General features: G+C 72.3%; 15 protein-coding genes. 4 read left to right on the top strand and 11 right to left on the bottom strand.

Annotated features, from left to right (window positions below; all coding sequences use genetic code 11):
• Positions 1-5 precede the first annotated feature (5 nt).
• Complete coding sequence (locus ABEA43_RS22165; RefSeq protein WP_345564442.1) at positions 6-935, bottom strand: cation diffusion facilitator family transporter; 930 nt, start codon at positions 933-935, stop codon at positions 6-8.
• A 34-nt stretch (positions 936-969) separates the two neighbouring features.
• Here ABEA43_RS22165 and ABEA43_RS22160 point away from each other — a divergent pair, with 34 nt between their 5' ends.
• The 3 genes from ABEA43_RS22160 to ABEA43_RS22150 are packed head-to-tail and all read left to right on the top strand — an operon-like array spanning position 970 to position 3,677.
• The gene (locus tag ABEA43_RS22160) at positions 970-1,428 is read left to right on the top strand and encodes a MarR family winged helix-turn-helix transcriptional regulator (protein WP_345564440.1); all 459 of its coding nucleotides are present in this window, start codon (positions 970-972) and stop codon (positions 1,426-1,428) included.
• Between the two features lie 60 nt (positions 1,429-1,488).
• A complete protein-coding gene (locus ABEA43_RS22155; RefSeq protein WP_345564438.1) occupies positions 1,489-2,136 on the top strand; it encodes an LppX_LprAFG lipoprotein in 648 nt (215 codons plus the stop codon).
• A complete protein-coding gene (locus ABEA43_RS22150) occupies positions 2,133-3,677 on the top strand; it encodes an MFS transporter (RefSeq protein ID WP_345564436.1) in 1,545 nt (514 codons plus the stop codon). Before ABEA43_RS22155 ends, ABEA43_RS22150 begins: the two co-directional genes overlap by 4 nt.
• A gap of 37 nt (positions 3,678-3,714) precedes the next feature.
• Here the strand turns inward: ABEA43_RS22150 and aspS are convergent, their stop codons facing one another.
• The 5 genes from aspS to ABEA43_RS22125 form a co-directional block, all read right to left on the bottom strand.
• Entirely contained in the window at positions 3,715-4,992 is a 1,278-nt protein-coding gene (gene aspS, locus ABEA43_RS22145; RefSeq protein WP_345564435.1) for an aspartate--tRNA(Asn) ligase, read from the bottom strand.
• A 312-nt stretch (positions 4,993-5,304) separates the two neighbouring features.
• Entirely contained in the window at positions 5,305-6,696 is a 1,392-nt protein-coding gene (gene der / locus ABEA43_RS22140; protein WP_345564434.1) for a ribosome biogenesis GTPase Der, read from the bottom strand.
• A 37-nt stretch (positions 6,697-6,733) separates the two neighbouring features.
• Positions 6,734-7,447, bottom strand: coding sequence for a (d)CMP kinase (gene cmk / locus ABEA43_RS22135; RefSeq protein WP_345564432.1), 714 nt, complete (start codon positions 7,445-7,447; stop codon positions 6,734-6,736).
• Between the two features lie 54 nt (positions 7,448-7,501).
• Positions 7,502-8,863 carry a carotenoid oxygenase family protein gene (locus tag ABEA43_RS22130; protein WP_345564430.1) on the bottom strand — a complete coding sequence of 454 codons (1,362 nt, stop codon included), beginning with the start codon at positions 8,861-8,863 and terminating at the stop codon, positions 7,502-7,504.
• Positions 8,860-9,486 carry a TetR/AcrR family transcriptional regulator gene (locus ABEA43_RS22125; protein WP_345564428.1) on the bottom strand — a complete coding sequence of 209 codons (627 nt, stop codon included), beginning with the start codon at positions 9,484-9,486 and terminating at the stop codon, positions 8,860-8,862. The genes ABEA43_RS22130 and ABEA43_RS22125 overlap by 4 nt, the downstream gene beginning before the upstream one ends.
• A gap of 123 nt (positions 9,487-9,609) precedes the next feature.
• Here ABEA43_RS22125 and ABEA43_RS22120 point away from each other — a divergent pair, with 123 nt between their 5' ends.
• Complete coding sequence (locus ABEA43_RS22120) at positions 9,610-10,479, top strand: glycosyltransferase family 2 protein (RefSeq protein WP_345564427.1); 870 nt, start codon at positions 9,610-9,612, stop codon at positions 10,477-10,479.
• A 194-nt stretch (positions 10,480-10,673) separates the two neighbouring features.
• Here the strand turns inward: ABEA43_RS22120 and ABEA43_RS22115 are convergent, their stop codons facing one another.
• The 5 genes from ABEA43_RS22115 to scpB all read right to left on the bottom strand — a co-directional run bounded on the left by ABEA43_RS22115 (position 10,674) and on the right by scpB (position 16,299).
• Complete coding sequence (locus ABEA43_RS22115) at positions 10,674-11,822, bottom strand: NAD(P)/FAD-dependent oxidoreductase (RefSeq protein ID WP_345564426.1); 1,149 nt, start codon at positions 11,820-11,822, stop codon at positions 10,674-10,676.
• A 63-nt stretch (positions 11,823-11,885) separates the two neighbouring features.
• A complete protein-coding gene (locus tag ABEA43_RS22110) occupies positions 11,886-12,974 on the bottom strand; it encodes a prephenate dehydrogenase (protein WP_345564425.1) in 1,089 nt (362 codons plus the stop codon).
• 64 nt (positions 12,975-13,038) lie between these two features.
• Positions 13,039-13,398, bottom strand: coding sequence for a chorismate mutase (aroH, locus tag ABEA43_RS22105; protein WP_345564424.1), 360 nt, complete (start codon positions 13,396-13,398; stop codon positions 13,039-13,041).
• 70 nt (positions 13,399-13,468) lie between these two features.
• A complete protein-coding gene (locus tag ABEA43_RS22100) occupies positions 13,469-15,700 on the bottom strand; it encodes a pseudouridine synthase (protein ID WP_345564423.1) in 2,232 nt (743 codons plus the stop codon).
• The gene (scpB, locus tag ABEA43_RS22095) at positions 15,697-16,299 is read right to left on the bottom strand and encodes an SMC-Scp complex subunit ScpB (RefSeq protein WP_345564870.1); all 603 of its coding nucleotides are present in this window, start codon (positions 16,297-16,299) and stop codon (positions 15,697-15,699) included. The genes ABEA43_RS22100 and scpB overlap by 4 nt, the downstream gene beginning before the upstream one ends.
• Between the last annotated feature and the right edge of the window lie 311 nt (positions 16,300-16,610).

Genomic DNA, 16,610 nt, shown 5'->3' with positions numbered 1-16,610 from the left:
GGCGCTCACCGGCGGCGGACGGTGGGGGTCGGGTCGAGGAAGACCTGGGTGACGCCGGGGAAGCGCTCCCGCAGCCGCCGGTCCACCTCCTCGCAGGCGATCTCCACCCCGGCCGCGCTCGCCTCGTCCCTGAAGTCGATCTTCGCGGCGACCAGGATCTCGCCCGGTCCGATCATCATGGTGAGCAGCTCCACCACGTCCTCCACCTCGGGCTGGGCCAGCAGCACCGCCCGGATGCCGACCTCGACCTGCTGGGGCGCGGCCTGGCCGATGAGCAGCGACAGGTTCGACCTGATCAGGGTGAGCGCGACGACCAGCAGGAGCAGCCCGATCGCGACCGAGGCGGCGCCGTCCCACAGAGCCGAGCCGGTGAGCTGCGAGCCGAGCAGCCCGGCGGCCGCGATCAGCAGCCCGGCCAGGGCCGCCGCGTCCTCGAACAGCACGGCCTTCAGCGCGGTGTCGGACGTGATCCGCACCAGGCGGAGCGGCCCGATGCGGTGCCTGTCGGCCTCGCCGCGCAGCTGCGTGAGCGCCTTGGTGAACGAGATGCCCTCGATGACGAAGGACACGGCCAGCACGATGTAGGACGGGGTGAGGTTCGACAGCTCCTCGCCGTGACTGATCTCGTGCAGCCCGTGGGTGACGGAGAACCCGGCCCCGCCCACCAGCGTCGCCACGGCCGCCATCATGGCCCAGAAGAAGCCTGACTTGCCGTGACCGAAGGGATGCCGGCGGTCCGCCGGCCGGCCCGAGCGGCGCACCGCCACCAGCAGCAGCAGCTCGGTCACGGTGTCGGCGGCCGAGTGGGCCGCCTCCGACAGCATGGCCGCGGAGCCGCCGACGAGGCCCGCGACGAGCTTGGCCAGGGCGATGGCCAGGTTCGCCGCACCGGCCACCAGGACGGTGCCCAGGCTTTCCGCCGACTTCTCCGCCATAATGGATTACTCTACGTGCGCTAGATTGGAGATCATGAGCGCGCCTCGCTGGCTTTCCCCTGCCGAACAGCGTGCCTGGCGTACGCATCTGGCCGTGCACAAGCTGCTGCTCCATCGGCTCGATCGCGAACTGCAGGAATACTCTCTCTCGTTGAACGACTACGAGATCCTGGTCAACCTGTCCGAGAGCGACGAGCGTCGCATGCGGATGAGCGACCTGGCGGACGTGACGATCCAGTCGCGCAGCCGGCTCTCGCACCAGATCTCCCGCATGGAGGCCAAGGGCCTGGTCACGAGGGAGGACTGCCGCGACGACCGGCGCGGCACGTTCGCGGTGCTGACCGACGAGGGCTGGGAGACGATCCAGCGGGTGGCGCCGTTCCACGTGGCGAGCGTGCGTGAGCATTTCGTCGACCGGCTCACCGACGACCAGCTCGACGCGCTGGAGGAGGCGTACACCCCGATCGTCGAGCACCTGAAGAAGCTGCGCTGACACCCAACCGATATCGGCTTCGGCGCACGGACGTTCCCGGGCGCTCGCTACGATCCGGACATGCTCAGAAAGCTACTGATCGTGGCCGTCCTCGCGTTCGTGTCGGCGTGCTCGTCGAGCGGCGGAGCCGAGCTGCCCGACGGTCCCGACGTGATGAAGAAGGCCTCCGAGGCCATGAAGGCGGTCAAGTCGGCCACCTTCTCGATCGCCACCGAGGGCAAGCCCAGGGTGCCGGTCAAGAAGGCCGACGGCCGGCTCACCGCGGCGGGGGACGCTGACGGCACGATCACGATCGACGTGCTGGGCACCCTGCAGGAGGTCAGCTTCGCCCTCGTCGGGGACACCGTCCACTTCAAGGGCCCGACCGGCGGCTTCCAGAAGATGACCAGGCAGCAGCTCGCGCAGTTCTACGACCCGTCGGTGATCCTGGAGCCGACCAAGGGCATCGCGCAGTTGCTCGCCTCCGGCACCGATCCCAAGGTCGAGGCCGTGGAGAACGGCTCCTACCGGGTCGCCACGACGTTCCCCGGCCAGGTCGTGGGCCAGATCATCCCGGGGGTCACGCAGGGCGTGAGCGGCAAGGTCTGGCTCGACCAGGCCACGAACCGGCTCACCAAGGCCAGCCTGCCGTTGCAGGACGGCACGGTGACGGTGTCGTTCAGCGACTACGACGCACCGGTCACGATCACGCCGCCCGCCGCCGGATGAGGCGCACCCGCCGGGTCGTGCTCGCCGCGGGCGGCGCGGTGGTCCTGCTGGCCGCGCTCGACGCGTACGTGGTGGTGACGGTCCTCATCGACATCGCCGAGTCCGTGGACATCCCGCTCAACCACCTGGAGCGGGCCACGCCGATCGTCACCGGCTTCCTGCTCGGCTACATCGCGGCCATGCCGCTGCTCGGGCAGCTCTCCGACCGGTACGGCCGGCGGCCGCTGATCTACGCGTGCCTGGCGGCGTTCGCGATCGGGTCGGTGCTGACGGCGCTGGCGGCCGACGAGGTCATGGTGGTGGCGGGGCGGGCCGTGCAGGGAGTGGCCGGCGGGGCGCTGCTGCCGATCACCATGGCCCTCATCGGCGACCTGTGGGACGAGCGGGAGCGGCCGGTGGCCCTGGGGGCCGTCGGGGCCGCCCAGGAGCTGGGCAGCGCCCTGGGCCCCTTGTACGGCGGGCTGCTGGCGCTGATCCCCAGCTTCACCGTGGCGGGGGTGGAGCTGGGCGGCTGGCACGCCATCTTCTGGATCAACCTCCCCCTCGCCGCCCTGGCCGCCGTCGCCGTCCACTTCACCGTCCCCGCCCGCTCGGCCCTCCTCTCCCCCACCCCAGGAGAGCCCTCCGGCGCCCCCGCGGCCAGCGCCGTCCTGCCGGGTGGCCGGATTGACGGGGTGGGCGGGGCGTTGCTGGCGCTGGCGCTCGCCCTGCTGGTCGTCGGCCTCTACAACCCCGACCCCGCCACCGCGGTGCTTCCCCCGTGGGGCCTGCCGGTGATCGCCGCCGGCGTCATAGTGGCCGCGATCTTCGTCTGGTGGGAGATCCGCTCCCCCGTCCGCCTGCTCGACCTGTCCGGCACCCGTAAGGGCCCGCTGCTCGCCACCCTGGCCGTGAGCTTCCTGGCCGGGGCGGCGCTCCTGGTGACGATGGTGTTCGTCCAGTTCACCGCCCAGACCCTGCTCGGCGAGGACGCGCTGGGCGCGTCGCTGGTGCTGGCCAGGTTCCTGGCCGCGCTGGCCGCCGGGGCCCTGGCGGGCGGCCTGCTGGCGGGCCGGCTCGGCGACCGCGTCGTGGCGGTGGCGGGCATGGTGCTGGCGGCGGCCGGATACTGGCTGATGAGCCGGTGGCCGCTCGACCTGGCCGGCGCGGGGCTGATGGTCGACCTCGACCTGGTCGTCGCCGGGCTGGGCCTGGGCCTGGTCATCGCCCCCGTCTCGGCGGCGGTGCTGCGGGTGAGCGCGGCGGCCCAGCACGGCGTCGCCTCTGCGGCGGTCGTGGTCGCCAGGATGATGGGCATGCTGATCGGCATCGCGGCCGTGTCGGCGTGGGGTTTCTACCGGTTCCAGTCGCTGACCGCCCACCTGGACACGCCGCTGCCGTTCGGCGTGGACCAGGAGGTCTACCGGCGGCGGCTGGCCGAGTACACCGAGAAGGTGCAGGCGGCGCTGCACACCGAGTACACCGAGATGTTCCTGGTCACGGCGGTCATCTGCCTGCTGGGCGCGGCCGTCGCGCTGCTCATGCCCCGCCGCGGCAGGTGAGGGCGTGCGGGCCCGAAGGCCCGCACGCCCTCGGGTGTCACGGGGACAGCCGGTGCAGGTCGCGCGGGAACGCGGTGGTCTGCCGGATGTTGGCCGCGCCGGTCAGCCGCGCCGTCCACCGCTCCAGTCCGAGCGCGAACCCGCCGTGCGGCGGCATCCCGTACCGGAACGCCTGCAGATATCCCTCGTACGGCCCCGCGCCCTCGCCCCGGGCGGCCAGCGCCTCCAGGTAGTCCGCGTACCTGTGCAGCCGCTGCCCGCCCGTCACCAGCTCCAGACCGCGGAACAGCAGGTCGAAGCCGTTGGAGTAGCCGGGCCTGGCAGGGTCGGGGTGGGTGTAGAAGGGCCGCTTCGACATCGGATAGCCGGTGACGAACAGGAACTCCGAGCCGTGCTCCCGCAGCGCCCACTCCGACAGCCACCGCTCCTGCGCGGGCGACAGGTCCGGCTCGTCCTCGCCGGTCAGCCGCTGGGCCTCGGTGAAGTGGACGGCCGGGATCTCGGCGGGCACCTCCGGCAGCGCGGCCCCGAGCAGCTCGACGGCGGGGGCGGCACGACGGCGTACGGACTCCAGCATGCCCGCCACCGCCTCCCGCAGCACCGTCATCACGTCCCGGTGGTCGCGGACGAAGCCCAGCTCGGCGTCGAGGCTGGTGTACTGGGCCAGATGGCGCACGGTGTCGTGCGGCTCGGCGCGGAAGACGGGCCCGACCTCGTAGACCCGCTCGAACACCCCGACCATCGCCTGCTTGTAGAACTGCGGCGACTGCGCCAGGTAGGCGGGCCGGCCGAAGTAGTCGATGCCGAAGACGTTCGCGCCCGACTCGGTGGCCGAGGCGACGATCTTCGGTGTGTGCACCTCGGTGAACCCGAGCCGGTCCAGCGTCTCCCTGAACCCGGCCACGCTCGCGGCCGAGATCTCCAGCGGTGCTTTGAGCAGCGGATGCCGCAGGGCGGCGGGCGCGTGGTCGAGGATCGTCGGCAGTGTCGCGGTGACCACCGGCCGGTACAGGTCGAACGGCGGCGGCGCGAACGGCTCCGACAGCACCTCGATCTCCGGCGAGACCAGCTCGAAGCCGCCAGGGGCCTGCGCGCCGGCCGTCACCGTGCCGGTGACCCGGACGACGCTCTCCTCAGGAGGCAGGTCCGAGGCGGGCGGGCCGGTGGCGGTCACCGCCTGGGCGAAGCCGGTTCTGTCCCTGATGACGAGGAAGGACAAGGATTTCAGGTGCCGGCGGCGATGGACCCAGCCGGCGATCGTCACTCGTTGGCCGGCGTGCTCAGCGAGCTCCGCCGACATGACACGAGAGATCATTACAGCTCCTCAGAAGGAAGTGCATGACCCCTTGGGAGTGCGGGGGAGAAGGGAGCTCCCGGTGCCACCGCACTTTCGCCGCCTCAGAGGCGGCCTCGGCGACCCGATGACGGGGGTCAGGCCGGCGGGGCATTTCCTCCCCGCACTCGGGAGTGTCTTCGCCAGCGGGGCACAGGACCGCCTTCACAGCTTCCGGCGGCTCTCTGAACCCGTGCGGGACCGCTGACTACTCGTCTCCGTCTACGTGTTGCCCGCCATCATAGGAGCGCGCCGAGAGGGCGGCAAAGCCGTTTACCGCCCCCTCGGCCGCGGTCACTTGTCCTTCTTCTGGCGCTTCTCCCGGATCTTCATCGTGACCTCGATCGGCGACCCAGCGAAGCCGAACTCCTCGCGGATGCGCCGCTCGATGAAGCGCCGGTAGGTGTCCTCCAGCCAGCCCGAGGTGAACAGCACGAACTTGGGCGGCTCCACCGACGCCTGCGTGGCGAACAGGATCTTCGGCTGCTTGCCGCCGCGCACCGGCGGCGGCGTCTGCTGCACCAGCTCGGTCAGGAACGCGTTGAGCCTGGCCGTCGGCACCCGCGTGGACCAGGAGTCGAGTGCCTTCTCCAGCGCGGGGACCAGCCGGTCGACATGCCGCCCGGTCTTGGCGGAGATGTTGACGCGCAGCGCCCACGGAGTGCGTACGAGCTGCCGGTCGATCTCCTTCTCCAGGTAGTAGCGGCGGTCCTCGTCGACCAGGTCCCACTTGTTGAAGGCGACCACCATCGCCCGCCCCGACTCGATGACCAGGCCGATGATGCGCAGGTCCTGCTCGGTGAGCGGCTCGCTGGCGTCGATGAGCACGACCGCCACCTCGGTGCGCTCCAGCGCCGCCCGGGTGCGGACGGAGGCGTAGAAGTCGGCGCCCTGCAGCTCGCGGTCGCGCCGCCGGATGCCGGCCGTGTCGACGAAGCGCCAGGTGCGCCCGCCCAGCTCGATCAGCTCGTCCACGGGGTCGCGGGTGGTGCCGGCCATCGGGTCGACCAGCACCCGCTCCTCCCCCGCCAGCTTGTTGAGCAGGGAGGACTTGCCGACGTTGGGCTTGCCGAGCAGCGCCACGCGGGCGGGCCCGCGCTCGGTGCCGAAGGTGACCTGCGGCGTCTCGGGCAGCTTGTCGAGGATGACGTCGAGCAGGTCGCCGCTGGAGCGCCCGTGCAGGGCGGAGACCGGGAACGGCTCGCCGAGCCCGAGCGACCACAGCGTGGCCGCCTCCAGCTCGAGCTGCTGGTTGTCCACCTTGTTGGCGGTCAGGATGACCGGCTTGCCCGACTGCCGCAGGATCGAGCCCACGACCTCGTCGGCGTCGGTCGCGCCCACGGTGGCATCGACGACGAAAACGATCACGTCGGCCAGCTCGACGGCGACCTGGGCCTGCTCGGCGATGCGCAGGTTCATGCCGGTGGCCTCGGGGTCCCAGCCGCCGGTGTCGACGACGGTGAAGCGGCGGCCACGCCAGTTGGCGTCGTAGGTGACGCGGTCACGGGTGACGCCCGGGACGTCTTCGACGACCGCCTCGCGGCGGCCGATGATGCGGTTGACCAGCGTGGACTTGCCGACGTTCGGCCGCCCCACGATGGCGACGACCGGCAGCGGCGTGGTGTCGCCGTGCTCGGTGACTTCAAGATCGTCGAGGTCAGCCTCGACCCAATCCCCCGTTGACACGATTTTTCATCCTTTAAGTGAGTACCGCACCCGTTGCTCAGGTGCGCTCGTGAATGCGGTCGCGGCCGTCCGGGGATTCGTGCTCCCCTTCCGAGCCGCGACGCGCCTCGACCAGCCTCAGCACCGCGGCGATGACCTCTTCGAGGTTGAGCGCCGTGGTGTCGAGCTCGACGGCGCCATCCGCCATCGAGAGTGGGTCGGTCTTACGTGTTGAGTCCAGGATGTCACGCTTGGCCATGGCGGCTTGCTGCGCCTCCACCGTCGAGCCCGCCACCTCCGCGCTGCGCCGCTGGGCACGGGCTTCCGCGCTCGCCGTCAGGTAGACCTTGACGGCGGCGTCCGGGCAGACGACCGTGCCGATGTCGCGGCCCTCGACGACGATGTCACCGGCGCCGGCGATCTCCCGCTGGAGCGCCACGAGCCGGGCTCGTACCTCCGGGACGGCGGCGACGACGGAGACCGCGCCGGTGACGTCGCTCTGCCTGATCGGCTCCGCCACGTCGACGTCGTCGACGTGGATCTCGGGGCCGTCCGGGTCGGTGCCGGAGACGATCCGCGGCTCGCCCGCGCGGGCCGCGATCGCGGCCGGATCGGCCAGATCGACGGCCTGCTGGAGCATCCACCAGGTCATCGCGCGGTACATCGCCCCGGTGTCGAGGTAACGCAGGCCCAGCGCACGGGCGACCCCGCGCGACACGCTCGACTTACCCGACCCCGAAGGGCCGTCCATGGCGACGACCAGACCGGTCACGGCCTCTCCCTCTTCACGTGTACGTCCCGACGTGAAGAGGCTACCGCCTCCGGCTCAGTCGGCGATCCAGCTTCCGTGGAAGCCCAGCGGCACCCTGGCGGGCAGGTGCACGGTGGCGACCGGCTCGCCGGTGAAGTCCTGGGCGGCCAGGATGACCAGATCGGCCGCGCCCCTGGCCGGATCGTTGACGTAGGAGATCACGTAGCCGTCGTCCTCGGCCTCCCCCGAGCCGACGAACACCGGCTCGCCCACGTACGCCTGCCGCCCGAGGCTGCGCGACTCCTGCGTGCCGCGTACCAGGTCGTGCTTGATGAGGGTGTTGTCGAACGCCTCGTCGGGCAGGTCCTCCAGCTCCGTGCCCGCGGGGTGGACCACGTCGTAGAGGTCGAGGGTGGCCGAGGTGTAGCCGTAGCGGTACGGCCGGCCGGTGCGGCGCTCGTCCATCCGCGGGAACTCCTGCGCCCGGTCGTCCAGCCGCGTCTGCGTGACCTTGCCCGACGTCAGGCCGATCCGCCACCGGTCGAGCGCGGGCAGGCCGCCCGCGTCGAGCCGCGCGTCCACGAACCGCTTCGGGTAGCGGACCACGTCCACCACCACCTCGTCGCCGTCCTCGTACGCGTTGAGCGTATGGAACACCCAGCAGGGCTCCACCTCGAACCACCGCACCTCGCCGCTCGCCCTGGACATGAGCCCGAGTCTGGACGGGTGGTCGTCGTTCCACGCGTACGGCAGCGAATGGCCCCGCTCGGCGTGCGCCATGCTGAACGTGACCGGCAGGTCGTAGATCACCACGAACCGTTCGGTGAGCGCGAAGTCGTGCAGCATGGGGGCGTCGGCGATGGGGATGTCCCTGACCTGCGTCACCGCGCCCTTGGGGTCGATGACGATGTGCTGGTGGTGGTCCCAGCCGAAGAAGTAGGCCAGCGCGTGCAGCTCGCCGCTGACCGGGTCGAGGTGGGTGTGCGCGGCGTACCCGCCGGGCAGGCCGCCGTCGAAGTCGCACGGGCCGATGGTGTCGAGCTCGTAGCTCAGCTCGTACGGCCGCGCCCCGGCCTCCACGGTCGCGAACGTGCGCCCGGCCACCCCGATGACGTGGGTGTTGGGCGCGAAGTCCATGCCCTCGTGCACCGCCCCCGGCCTGGGCTGCTCGCCGAGCCGCCCGGCGACGTGGGCGTTGCGCACCCAGCGGTTGCGGTACCACTCGGCCCGGCCGTCGCGCAGCCGGACGCCGTGCACCATGCCCTCGCCGAAGAACAGGTGGCCGGCGCTGGGGTCGTCGAGGCTCAGCGGGTTGGGCCCGTTGCGCAGGTAGCGTCCGTTGAGCTCGGCCGGGATGCGGCCGGTGACCTTGAGGTCGAAGGCGGTGACCTCGTCCGTCACCGGCGCGAATCCGCCTCTGAAGGGGGTGGTGGTCATGATGCGTGCCTTTCGTCGGGGGCGAGGAACGGTGTGAGCACCGAGGAGCAGAGCAACCGGTAGAGCCGCTCCGCCTCGGCCTGAGCGAAATGACCCGAAATTTCAAGACTTACCGCGCCATGCATGGCCATCCACAGCACCTCGGCGATCTCCCCGGCCTCGGCCCCGCGCAGCATGCCCGTCTCCAGGCAGGCCGCCACGCAGTGGATCAGCAGGTCGAACGTCCTCCTCGCCGCCACCATCGCCGCAGGCCCCGGCTTGAAGCCCGGCATGGCCCCCTCGAACATGACCCGGTAGTAGTCAGGCTCGGCCAGCGCGTACGCCCGGTAGGCCGCGATCCCGGCGTGCAGCTGCGCGAGCGGATCCGCCTCAGGGGGCACCGCCAGCAACCGCCGCTCGAACCTGGCGAACCCCTCCAGCCAGAGCGACTCGCTGAGCCCGTCCTTGCCGCCGAAGAGCGTGTAGATGACCTTCGTGGAGCAGCCGACCTCGCCGGAGATCCGCCGCACGGTCAGCGCCGCCGGCCCCTCGGTGACGAGCAGGCGCTTGGCCGCGTCGAGGATGGCCGTCCTGACGACGTCCTGACCCTCGCGCTGCGCCTGCCGGTATGCGCTGACCGTCATGGTGGGTAACGCCGTTTCTTATCGGTAACACTGTTACCGCCTTTCTACGCCTCCCCCGGCCACCCGTCAATGCCGCAGGCCGGCGGAAGGACTAAGTGCGGCGGACGCGGTTAGTGACCAGGTGTGACGCGAACGAACGGAGCGCGGGTCACCGTGGTGGTGGCCAGCAAGGACCGGGTGCGGGCGTTGGCCCGTACGCTGCCCCTGCACCCGCGCCCGGTGATCCTGATCGACAACGCCTCGGCCGACGGGACCGCCGGATTCGTGCGGCGGCACTTCACCGACGTGCGGCTGATCGAGGCGGGCGCCAACCTGGGCGCGCCCGCGCGCAACCTCGGCGTCCAGGCGGCCGAGACCCCGTATGTGGCCTTCGCCGACGACGACTCCTGGTGGGCGCCCGGCGCGCTGGAACGGGCCGCCGACGTGCTGGACGCCCATCCGAGGCTCGCGCTCCTGAGCGCCCGCGTGCTGGTGGGGCCCGAGGAACGGCTGGACGCGGTGTCGGCGCGGATGCGGGACTCACCGCTCGGCGTCGAGGCCGATCTGCCGGGGCCGAGCGTCATGGGGTTCCTGGCGTGCGGGGCGGTGGTGCGCAGGGACGCGTTCCTGGAGGCGGGCGGGTTCGACGACGTGGTGTTCTTCTTCGGCGAGGAGGAGCGGCTGGCCGTGGACCTGGCCGGGCATGGCTGGGGGCTGGCCTACGTGGACGACGTCGTGGCCCATCACCATCCCTCGCCGTCCGGGGACCGGCGCGGCCGCCGGGCGCTGGCCACCCGCAACGGCCTGCTGACCGCCGTACTGCGCCGCCCCTGGCGGGTGGTGGCGCGGCGCTCGTTCGCGGCCCTGCGGAGCGGCCCCGAGGGCTGGAAGGGGCTGTGCGCGGCGGTGCGGCGCCTGCCCGCGGCACTGGCCGAGCGCCGCCCGGCGCCGCCGGCGGTGGAGGAACGCCTGGCCGGCCTGGACCCGGCCCGCTCCCGCCGTTACGTGTCCTGACACCGGACCGGCTGACCGAGAGCCGCGCCCCGGACGGGGATGAGGCCCGGACGGGAGTCATGCCGCGAACGAGGGCGTGCCGCAAGCGGCGGTCGTTTCGCGGACGAGGGCCGGGTGGCGGGTGGCGCGGATGTGCGGGCGCGGCGGGGCGGTTCGATCCGGCCCCGCCGCGGTTCGCCCGCCGCACGCGGTGCTCAGCCGATCCCCGCGCTCAGCGCGAACGCCCAGACGGGCACCAGGCCGCGCTTGAGCAGCCGGTACGTCAGCATCGGGCTGCTGCTCACCGTCTCCTTGTACACGATGGCCGCCCGGCCCTTCAGGTACCACCTGCGCGGGCTGTCGTCCGGCCGGGTGAACTGGATGACCGCGTCCCCCCGCCCCAGGCTGATGGGCTGATGCACGTATCCGAACCGGAACGGCCTGGCCGCCTTCCCCCGCAGCGTGGCGGCCAGCGAGTCGGCCGCGTGCAGCCCGGTCGGGATGCCGCCCTGGCAGGTGCCGTGGAGGACGCCGTACCGCTGGCTGACCGCGGCGGCGTCGCCGACGGCGTACACGTCGGGGTGGGACACCGAGCGCAGCGCCGAGTCCACCACGATCCTGTCGCGTGCGTCGACGCTCAGCCCCGACTCGGCGGCCACGGACAGCCCCTTGGTGCCGGTGGTCCAGAGCGTCGCGTCGGAGTGGATGAGCTCGCCGCCGGCCAGCTCGACGCCGTCCGGCAGCACCTTGGTGATGTCCGCTCCCGTACGCACCTCGATGCCCAGCCGCTCCAGCGCCCCGTCCAGGTAGGCACGGGCCCCGGGGCCCATCATGGCGCCGGGCCGCCCCCTGGTCAGCAGGACGACGTGCAGGTGCGGATGGGCCTCGGCCAGCTCGGTGGCCGACTCGACGCCGGTCAGCCCGCCTCCGGCCACGACCACGGTGCCCCGGGTCAGCGCGCCGAGGCGCTCGGAGAGCCGTACGGCCGCCGCGTGGTCGTCGTACGTGCAGGCGTGCTCGGCGACGCCGGGCACGGAGGTGTCGGTGACGGTGCCGAGCGCGTAGATCAGCTTGTCGTAGCCGAGCACGCGCCCGCCCTCCAGGCTCACCTGGCGGCTTCCCGGGTCGATCCCGGCCACCCTGCCGACCACGAGGTCGATGCCGGTGCCGGAGAGCACGTCCGCCAGGGCGTGGTCGGGCAGCCGCTCCCCCGCCGCCGTCTGATGCAGCCTGAGCCGCTCGGTGAACCGCGGCGAGGCGTTCACCAGGGTGACCCTGCCGCCTGTGCGCCGGGTCCTGACGGCGGTCCTGATGGCCGCGACGGTGCCGGTGTAGCCTGCGCCGAGCACGAGAATGTCGGTCATTTTCCTTACCTCCTCGATTCGCCTTGAAGACGTATCGAGGAGGCCCGGACGTGACATCGGCTCCTAAGGAACTTGCCAGCCGCGTTCGCGCAGGGCCTCGGTGAGCCCGGCGGCCGCGTCGGGCTGCACCGACAGCTCGGCGATGCCCAGGGGCAGCCCGGGGGCGTGCTCCAGGCGTACGTCCTCGACGTTGACCCCGACCTCGTCGCACACCTGGAAGAGCCGGGCGAGCTGGCCCGTGCGGTCGCCGATGACGACCTGGACGACGGCGTAGGCGGAGGCCGGGCCGCCGTGCTTGCCGGGGATGCGGTCGTGGCCGACGACGCCGCGCTTGAGCAGCTGGGTCAGCTCGCCGGTGGCGGTGCCGTCGCCCTCCGCCAGGGCACGCAGCGCGCTCGCGGCGTCGGCCAGGTCGTGGGCGACGGCTTCGAGCACCTCGGCGACCGGGGAGGCGTTGCCCGACAGGATGCCGAGCCAGAGCCCGGGGTCGCTGCCCGCGATCCTCGTGACATCACGCACACCCTGCCCGGCCAGGCCCAGCGCGACGTCGGTGGCGTCGGCCAGCCGGGCCGCCACGGCGGAGGCGGCGACGTGGGGCGCGTGGGAGACGACGGCCACCGCGCGGTCGTGATCGACCGCGCCCACCTCGACCGGGTTGGCCCCGCACAGCTCGATCAGCCGCAGCACGGTCGCGATCGCCTCGGGGGCGGCCTCCTCGGTGGGACAGAGAGCCCACGGGCGGCCGAGGAACAGATCGGCCCTGGCGGCGCCGGGACCGGACTTCTCGCGCCCGGCGAGCGGGTGGGAGGCGACGTAGGAGGCCAGGTCGCAGCCGAGCTGCGCGGCCCGGTGGATGGGCTCGGCCTTCACGCTGGCGACGTCGGTGTAGAAGCGGGCGGCGCCGGCCGTCTGCAACGCCAGCAGCTCGCTCGCCACGTGGGCCGGCGGGACCGCGATGATCGCCAGGTCCACCTGCTGCTCCGGCTGCCTGGCCGGGTCCCATTCCGTGCCGGCGCCGAGCTCCCGTGCCAGCCGTACGGCGCCCGGGTCGCGGTCGGCGAGAAGCACGCGTACGCCGCGCTTGCGCAGCGCCAGCGCCGCCGAGGTGCCGATGAGACCGGTGCCGACGACGAGCACGGTACGAAGTTCCATCACGATGTCCTGAATTATCGGGCCATTGGGGTTGTGAGTCTCTCGTGGTGCCCTTGCCTGCGGCTTACTGCGCGATGTCCTGCCGCAACGCCACGGCGCCGCGCAGGTAAACGTGCTGCATCTCGGCCCGCGGGCGGTCGGTCTCCACGTGCGCCATGAGGCGTACGACGCGGGGCAGCGCGCCGGGCACGTCGATCTCGGTGCAGCAGATCAGCGGCACCTCGTGGAAGCCCAGCTTCCGCGCCGCGAGCGCGGGGAACTGGGCCGTCAGGTCAGGCGTGGCCGTGAACAGCACGCTGATCACGTCATCCGTGGTCAGGTCGTTGCGCTCCATGATCGCGCTGACCAGCTCGGTCGTGCCTGCGACGATCGAGTCATGGTCGTCGGCGTCCACCTGGATCGCCCCACGGACCGCCCGTACCATACGGCTCCTTCCCCTCACATATGCGGGAGAGCCCGTGCGGAGATCGCACGGGCTCCTGCGTCCGGCCAGATTACAGCTTCACGGCCGCGTAGAGTTCGCCGACCTCTTTCAAGCTCAGCGCCCTGACGGTCCCGGCCTTGGTCCGGCCCAGCTTCACCGGTCCGAACTCGATCCTGGCCAGGTCGATCACCCGGTGCCCGGCCTCTTCGAGCATGCGCCTGACGACGTGGTTGCGGCCCTCGTGCAGCACGATCTCGACCAGCGCCTGCTGGCCGTGCTCCTGCACGATGGCGAAGCTGTCGGCCCTGGCGATGCCGTCCTCCAGCTCCATGCCCTGCTTGAGCCTGCGCCCGAGGTCGCGCGGAATCGGCCCGGGCACCTTGGCCCAGTACTTCTTCTGCACGCCGTAGCTCGGGTGCGTCAGCCGGTTGGCCAGCTCACCGTCGTTGGTGAGCAGCAGCAGGCCCTCGGTCTCGGTGTCCAGCCTGCCCACGTGGAACAACCTGGGCGCCAGCTCCTCCACGAAGTCCGCCAGGCACGGGCGGCCCTGCGGGTCGTCCATGGTGGAGACGACGCCAATGGGCTTGTTCAGGGCGTAGTAGACCAGGTCGGGAGCGGTCGGGATGCGCTTGCCGTCCACGTGGATCACCTGGGCGGCGGGGTCGACCTTGGCGCCGAACCTGCGTACGACCTGCCCGTTGACGGTGACCCGGCCGGCGCCGATCATCTCCTCGCAGGCCCTGCGGCTGGCCACGCCCGCCTGGGCGAGCACCTTCTGCAGCCGCACGCCGTCCGGGACCTCGGTGGTGTCACGCTCGTCGGTGTAGCCCTCGGGGTAGAAGGCGTAGTCGCGGAGCGGCTGGCGGGCCGCCTTGACGCGGTCGCTCTGGGGGCTGCCGGGGCTGGCGCTGTCGCGCCTGCCGCTGCCCAGCGTCTGCACGTCGTCCCGCCGGCCGCCACGGCCTGTCCGCGCGTCGCCGCCCGTCCTGGAGCCCCGGTCGGTACGCGCGTCGCCACCGGACCTGAAACCGCCGCCGGTACGCGCGTCGCCACCGGACCTGAAACCTCCGCCGGAACGTGCTGAGTCGCCGTCGCGCCTGCCGTAGCGGGAACGCGTCGAGGAGGTGGGGGCGGTCCTTGGGCCGCTGTCCTCCCTGCGCCCGCTCCGGTCGGCCCGGAACCCGGACCTGTCGTCACGCCGCTCGCCACCGTGGCCGCCGCGGGCGCCGTGGCCGCCGCGCTCGTCACGCCGGCCGGCACCGTACCCACCGCTGGACCCACCGCTGGACCCACCGCTGGACCTGCCGCCGGACCCACCACTGGGTCCACCGCTGGACCCACCGCTGGGCCTGCCGCCGGATCCGCCACGCTCGCCACGGCGCTCGGGGCGGCCGGAGCGGTCGTCGCGCGAGTAACGCTGCTCACCGCGGTCACGGTCGCCCTGGCCACCGCGGTCACCGCCGGAGGTGCGCTCGTCGCGCCACCCACCACGGTCACCACGCTCGGACCGGTCGCCACCGAACCCGCCGCGGTCGCCGCGCTCGGACCTGTCGCCACGGTCGCTGCGGAATCCACCGCTGGATCCACCGCGCTCGCCGCTGAACCCGCCGCGGTCACTGCGCTCGCCGCGGAATCCGGGGCGCTCGCCGCGCTCGGCCCGGTCGCCACGGTCGCCGCGGAATCCACCGCGGTCGCCGCGCTCGGGCCTGTCGCCACGGTCGCCGCGGAATCCACCGCGGTCGCTGCGCTCGGGCCGGTCGCCGCCGCTTCGGGCCGGGAAACGGTCCTCACGGGGGCCGCGCGAGAAACGGCCCTCGCCGTCGCCCCCGCTCGGCCTGTCGGCGCCGCCCGGCCTGCCGTACCGGGCGCGAGAGCCGCCCCGGTCGGCGCGAAGGGAGTCACGGGACGGCCGCGAGTCGCTCGCGCCGCGACCGTACCCACGGTCGTCGCCGCGGGAGTCACGGCGGGAGTCGGGGCGGGAGTCGCTGCGAGAGTCGCTGCGGGCTCCACCGCGGAAGTCGTCACGGCCGGAGCCGCCGCCGGCACCACCGCGGGAGTCGTCGCGACGGGGTCCGGAACGGAAGTCGTCACCGCGGGCGCCGCCGCGGGAGTCGTCACGGCGGGGGCCGCCGCGGGAGTCTGCGCGGCCGGATCCGGTCCCGCCGCGGGAATTGTCGTCGCGGCGGAATCCGCCGCCGCGGTTGTCGTCGGAGCGGAAGGCGGGACGCCCGCTGCGGCCGGAGCCGCCGGTACGTCCACGACCGCGTCCATCACCGGACGGGGTGCTGCGCCTGTTGTTCACTTTGTCGTCTCCTCGAGATTTTCCATGTCGTCGGGAAGGAAGGGCGCGAGCTCGGGGAGCTCGCTGAGATCCCGTAGTCCCAGACGTTCAAGGAAGTATGAGCTTGTCCGGTAGAGCACTGCCTGGCTCTCCGGGTCGGTCCCGGCCTCTTCGACCAGTCCCCTCGCGACGAGCGTTCGCATGACACCGTCGCTGTTGACGCCGCGCACGGCGGCGACACGGGCCCGGCTCACCGGTTGCCGGTAAGCCACGACCGCGAGTGTTTCCAGCGCGGCCTGGGTCAGCCGCGTCTGCTGGCCGTCGCGAACGAACCGCTCGACCAGCTGGGCGCAGTCGGCGCGCGTGTAAAACCGCCAGCCGCCCGCGACTTCTCTCAGATCAAAACCTCGTCCGCCGGCGGTATATTCCGCCGCCAGCCCACGCAGCGCCGCAGCGATCTCATGGGTGGGCCGCTCCAGCACCTGAGCCAGCGTCACTTCGGCGACCGGCTCGTCAACGACAAGCAGGATAGCCTCCAATGCGGTTCGAAGCGACGGCCCCCCACCATCGGGCCCCTCGCGCTCCGCTTCCAGGGCCTCGTCTTCGGCATATCCGGCCATGCCCGCCGCACCGGGCTCCCGGCCCGCCGACCTGGCCTCCTGCGCTCGTACGTCGCCCACCCGGCCTGCGGATCCGGCTCCCGAAACGTGCGCGTCGCCCACCCGAGCAGGCGGCACCGCCTCGCCCCACCCGTCCACCTGGACCGCCTGAGTAGACAGGCTCGGCTGGGCCAGGGGGATGTGCCGGGCCGACTGGGCCTCAGGGGCCAGCTGGGCCTCCGGGGCCGACTGGGCCTCCGCGGCTGCTTGGGCATGCGGGACTGCTTGGGCATGCGAGGCCGGCTGGACGTCTGAGGCCGGATGTGTCTCCT

The sequence above is a fragment of the Nonomuraea rosea genome (genome assembly GCF_039539705.1).
Taxonomy (GTDB): Bacteria; Actinomycetota; Actinomycetes; order Streptosporangiales; family Streptosporangiaceae; genus Nonomuraea; species Nonomuraea rosea.
This window is presented reverse-complemented; position numbering and strand designations above follow the sequence as displayed.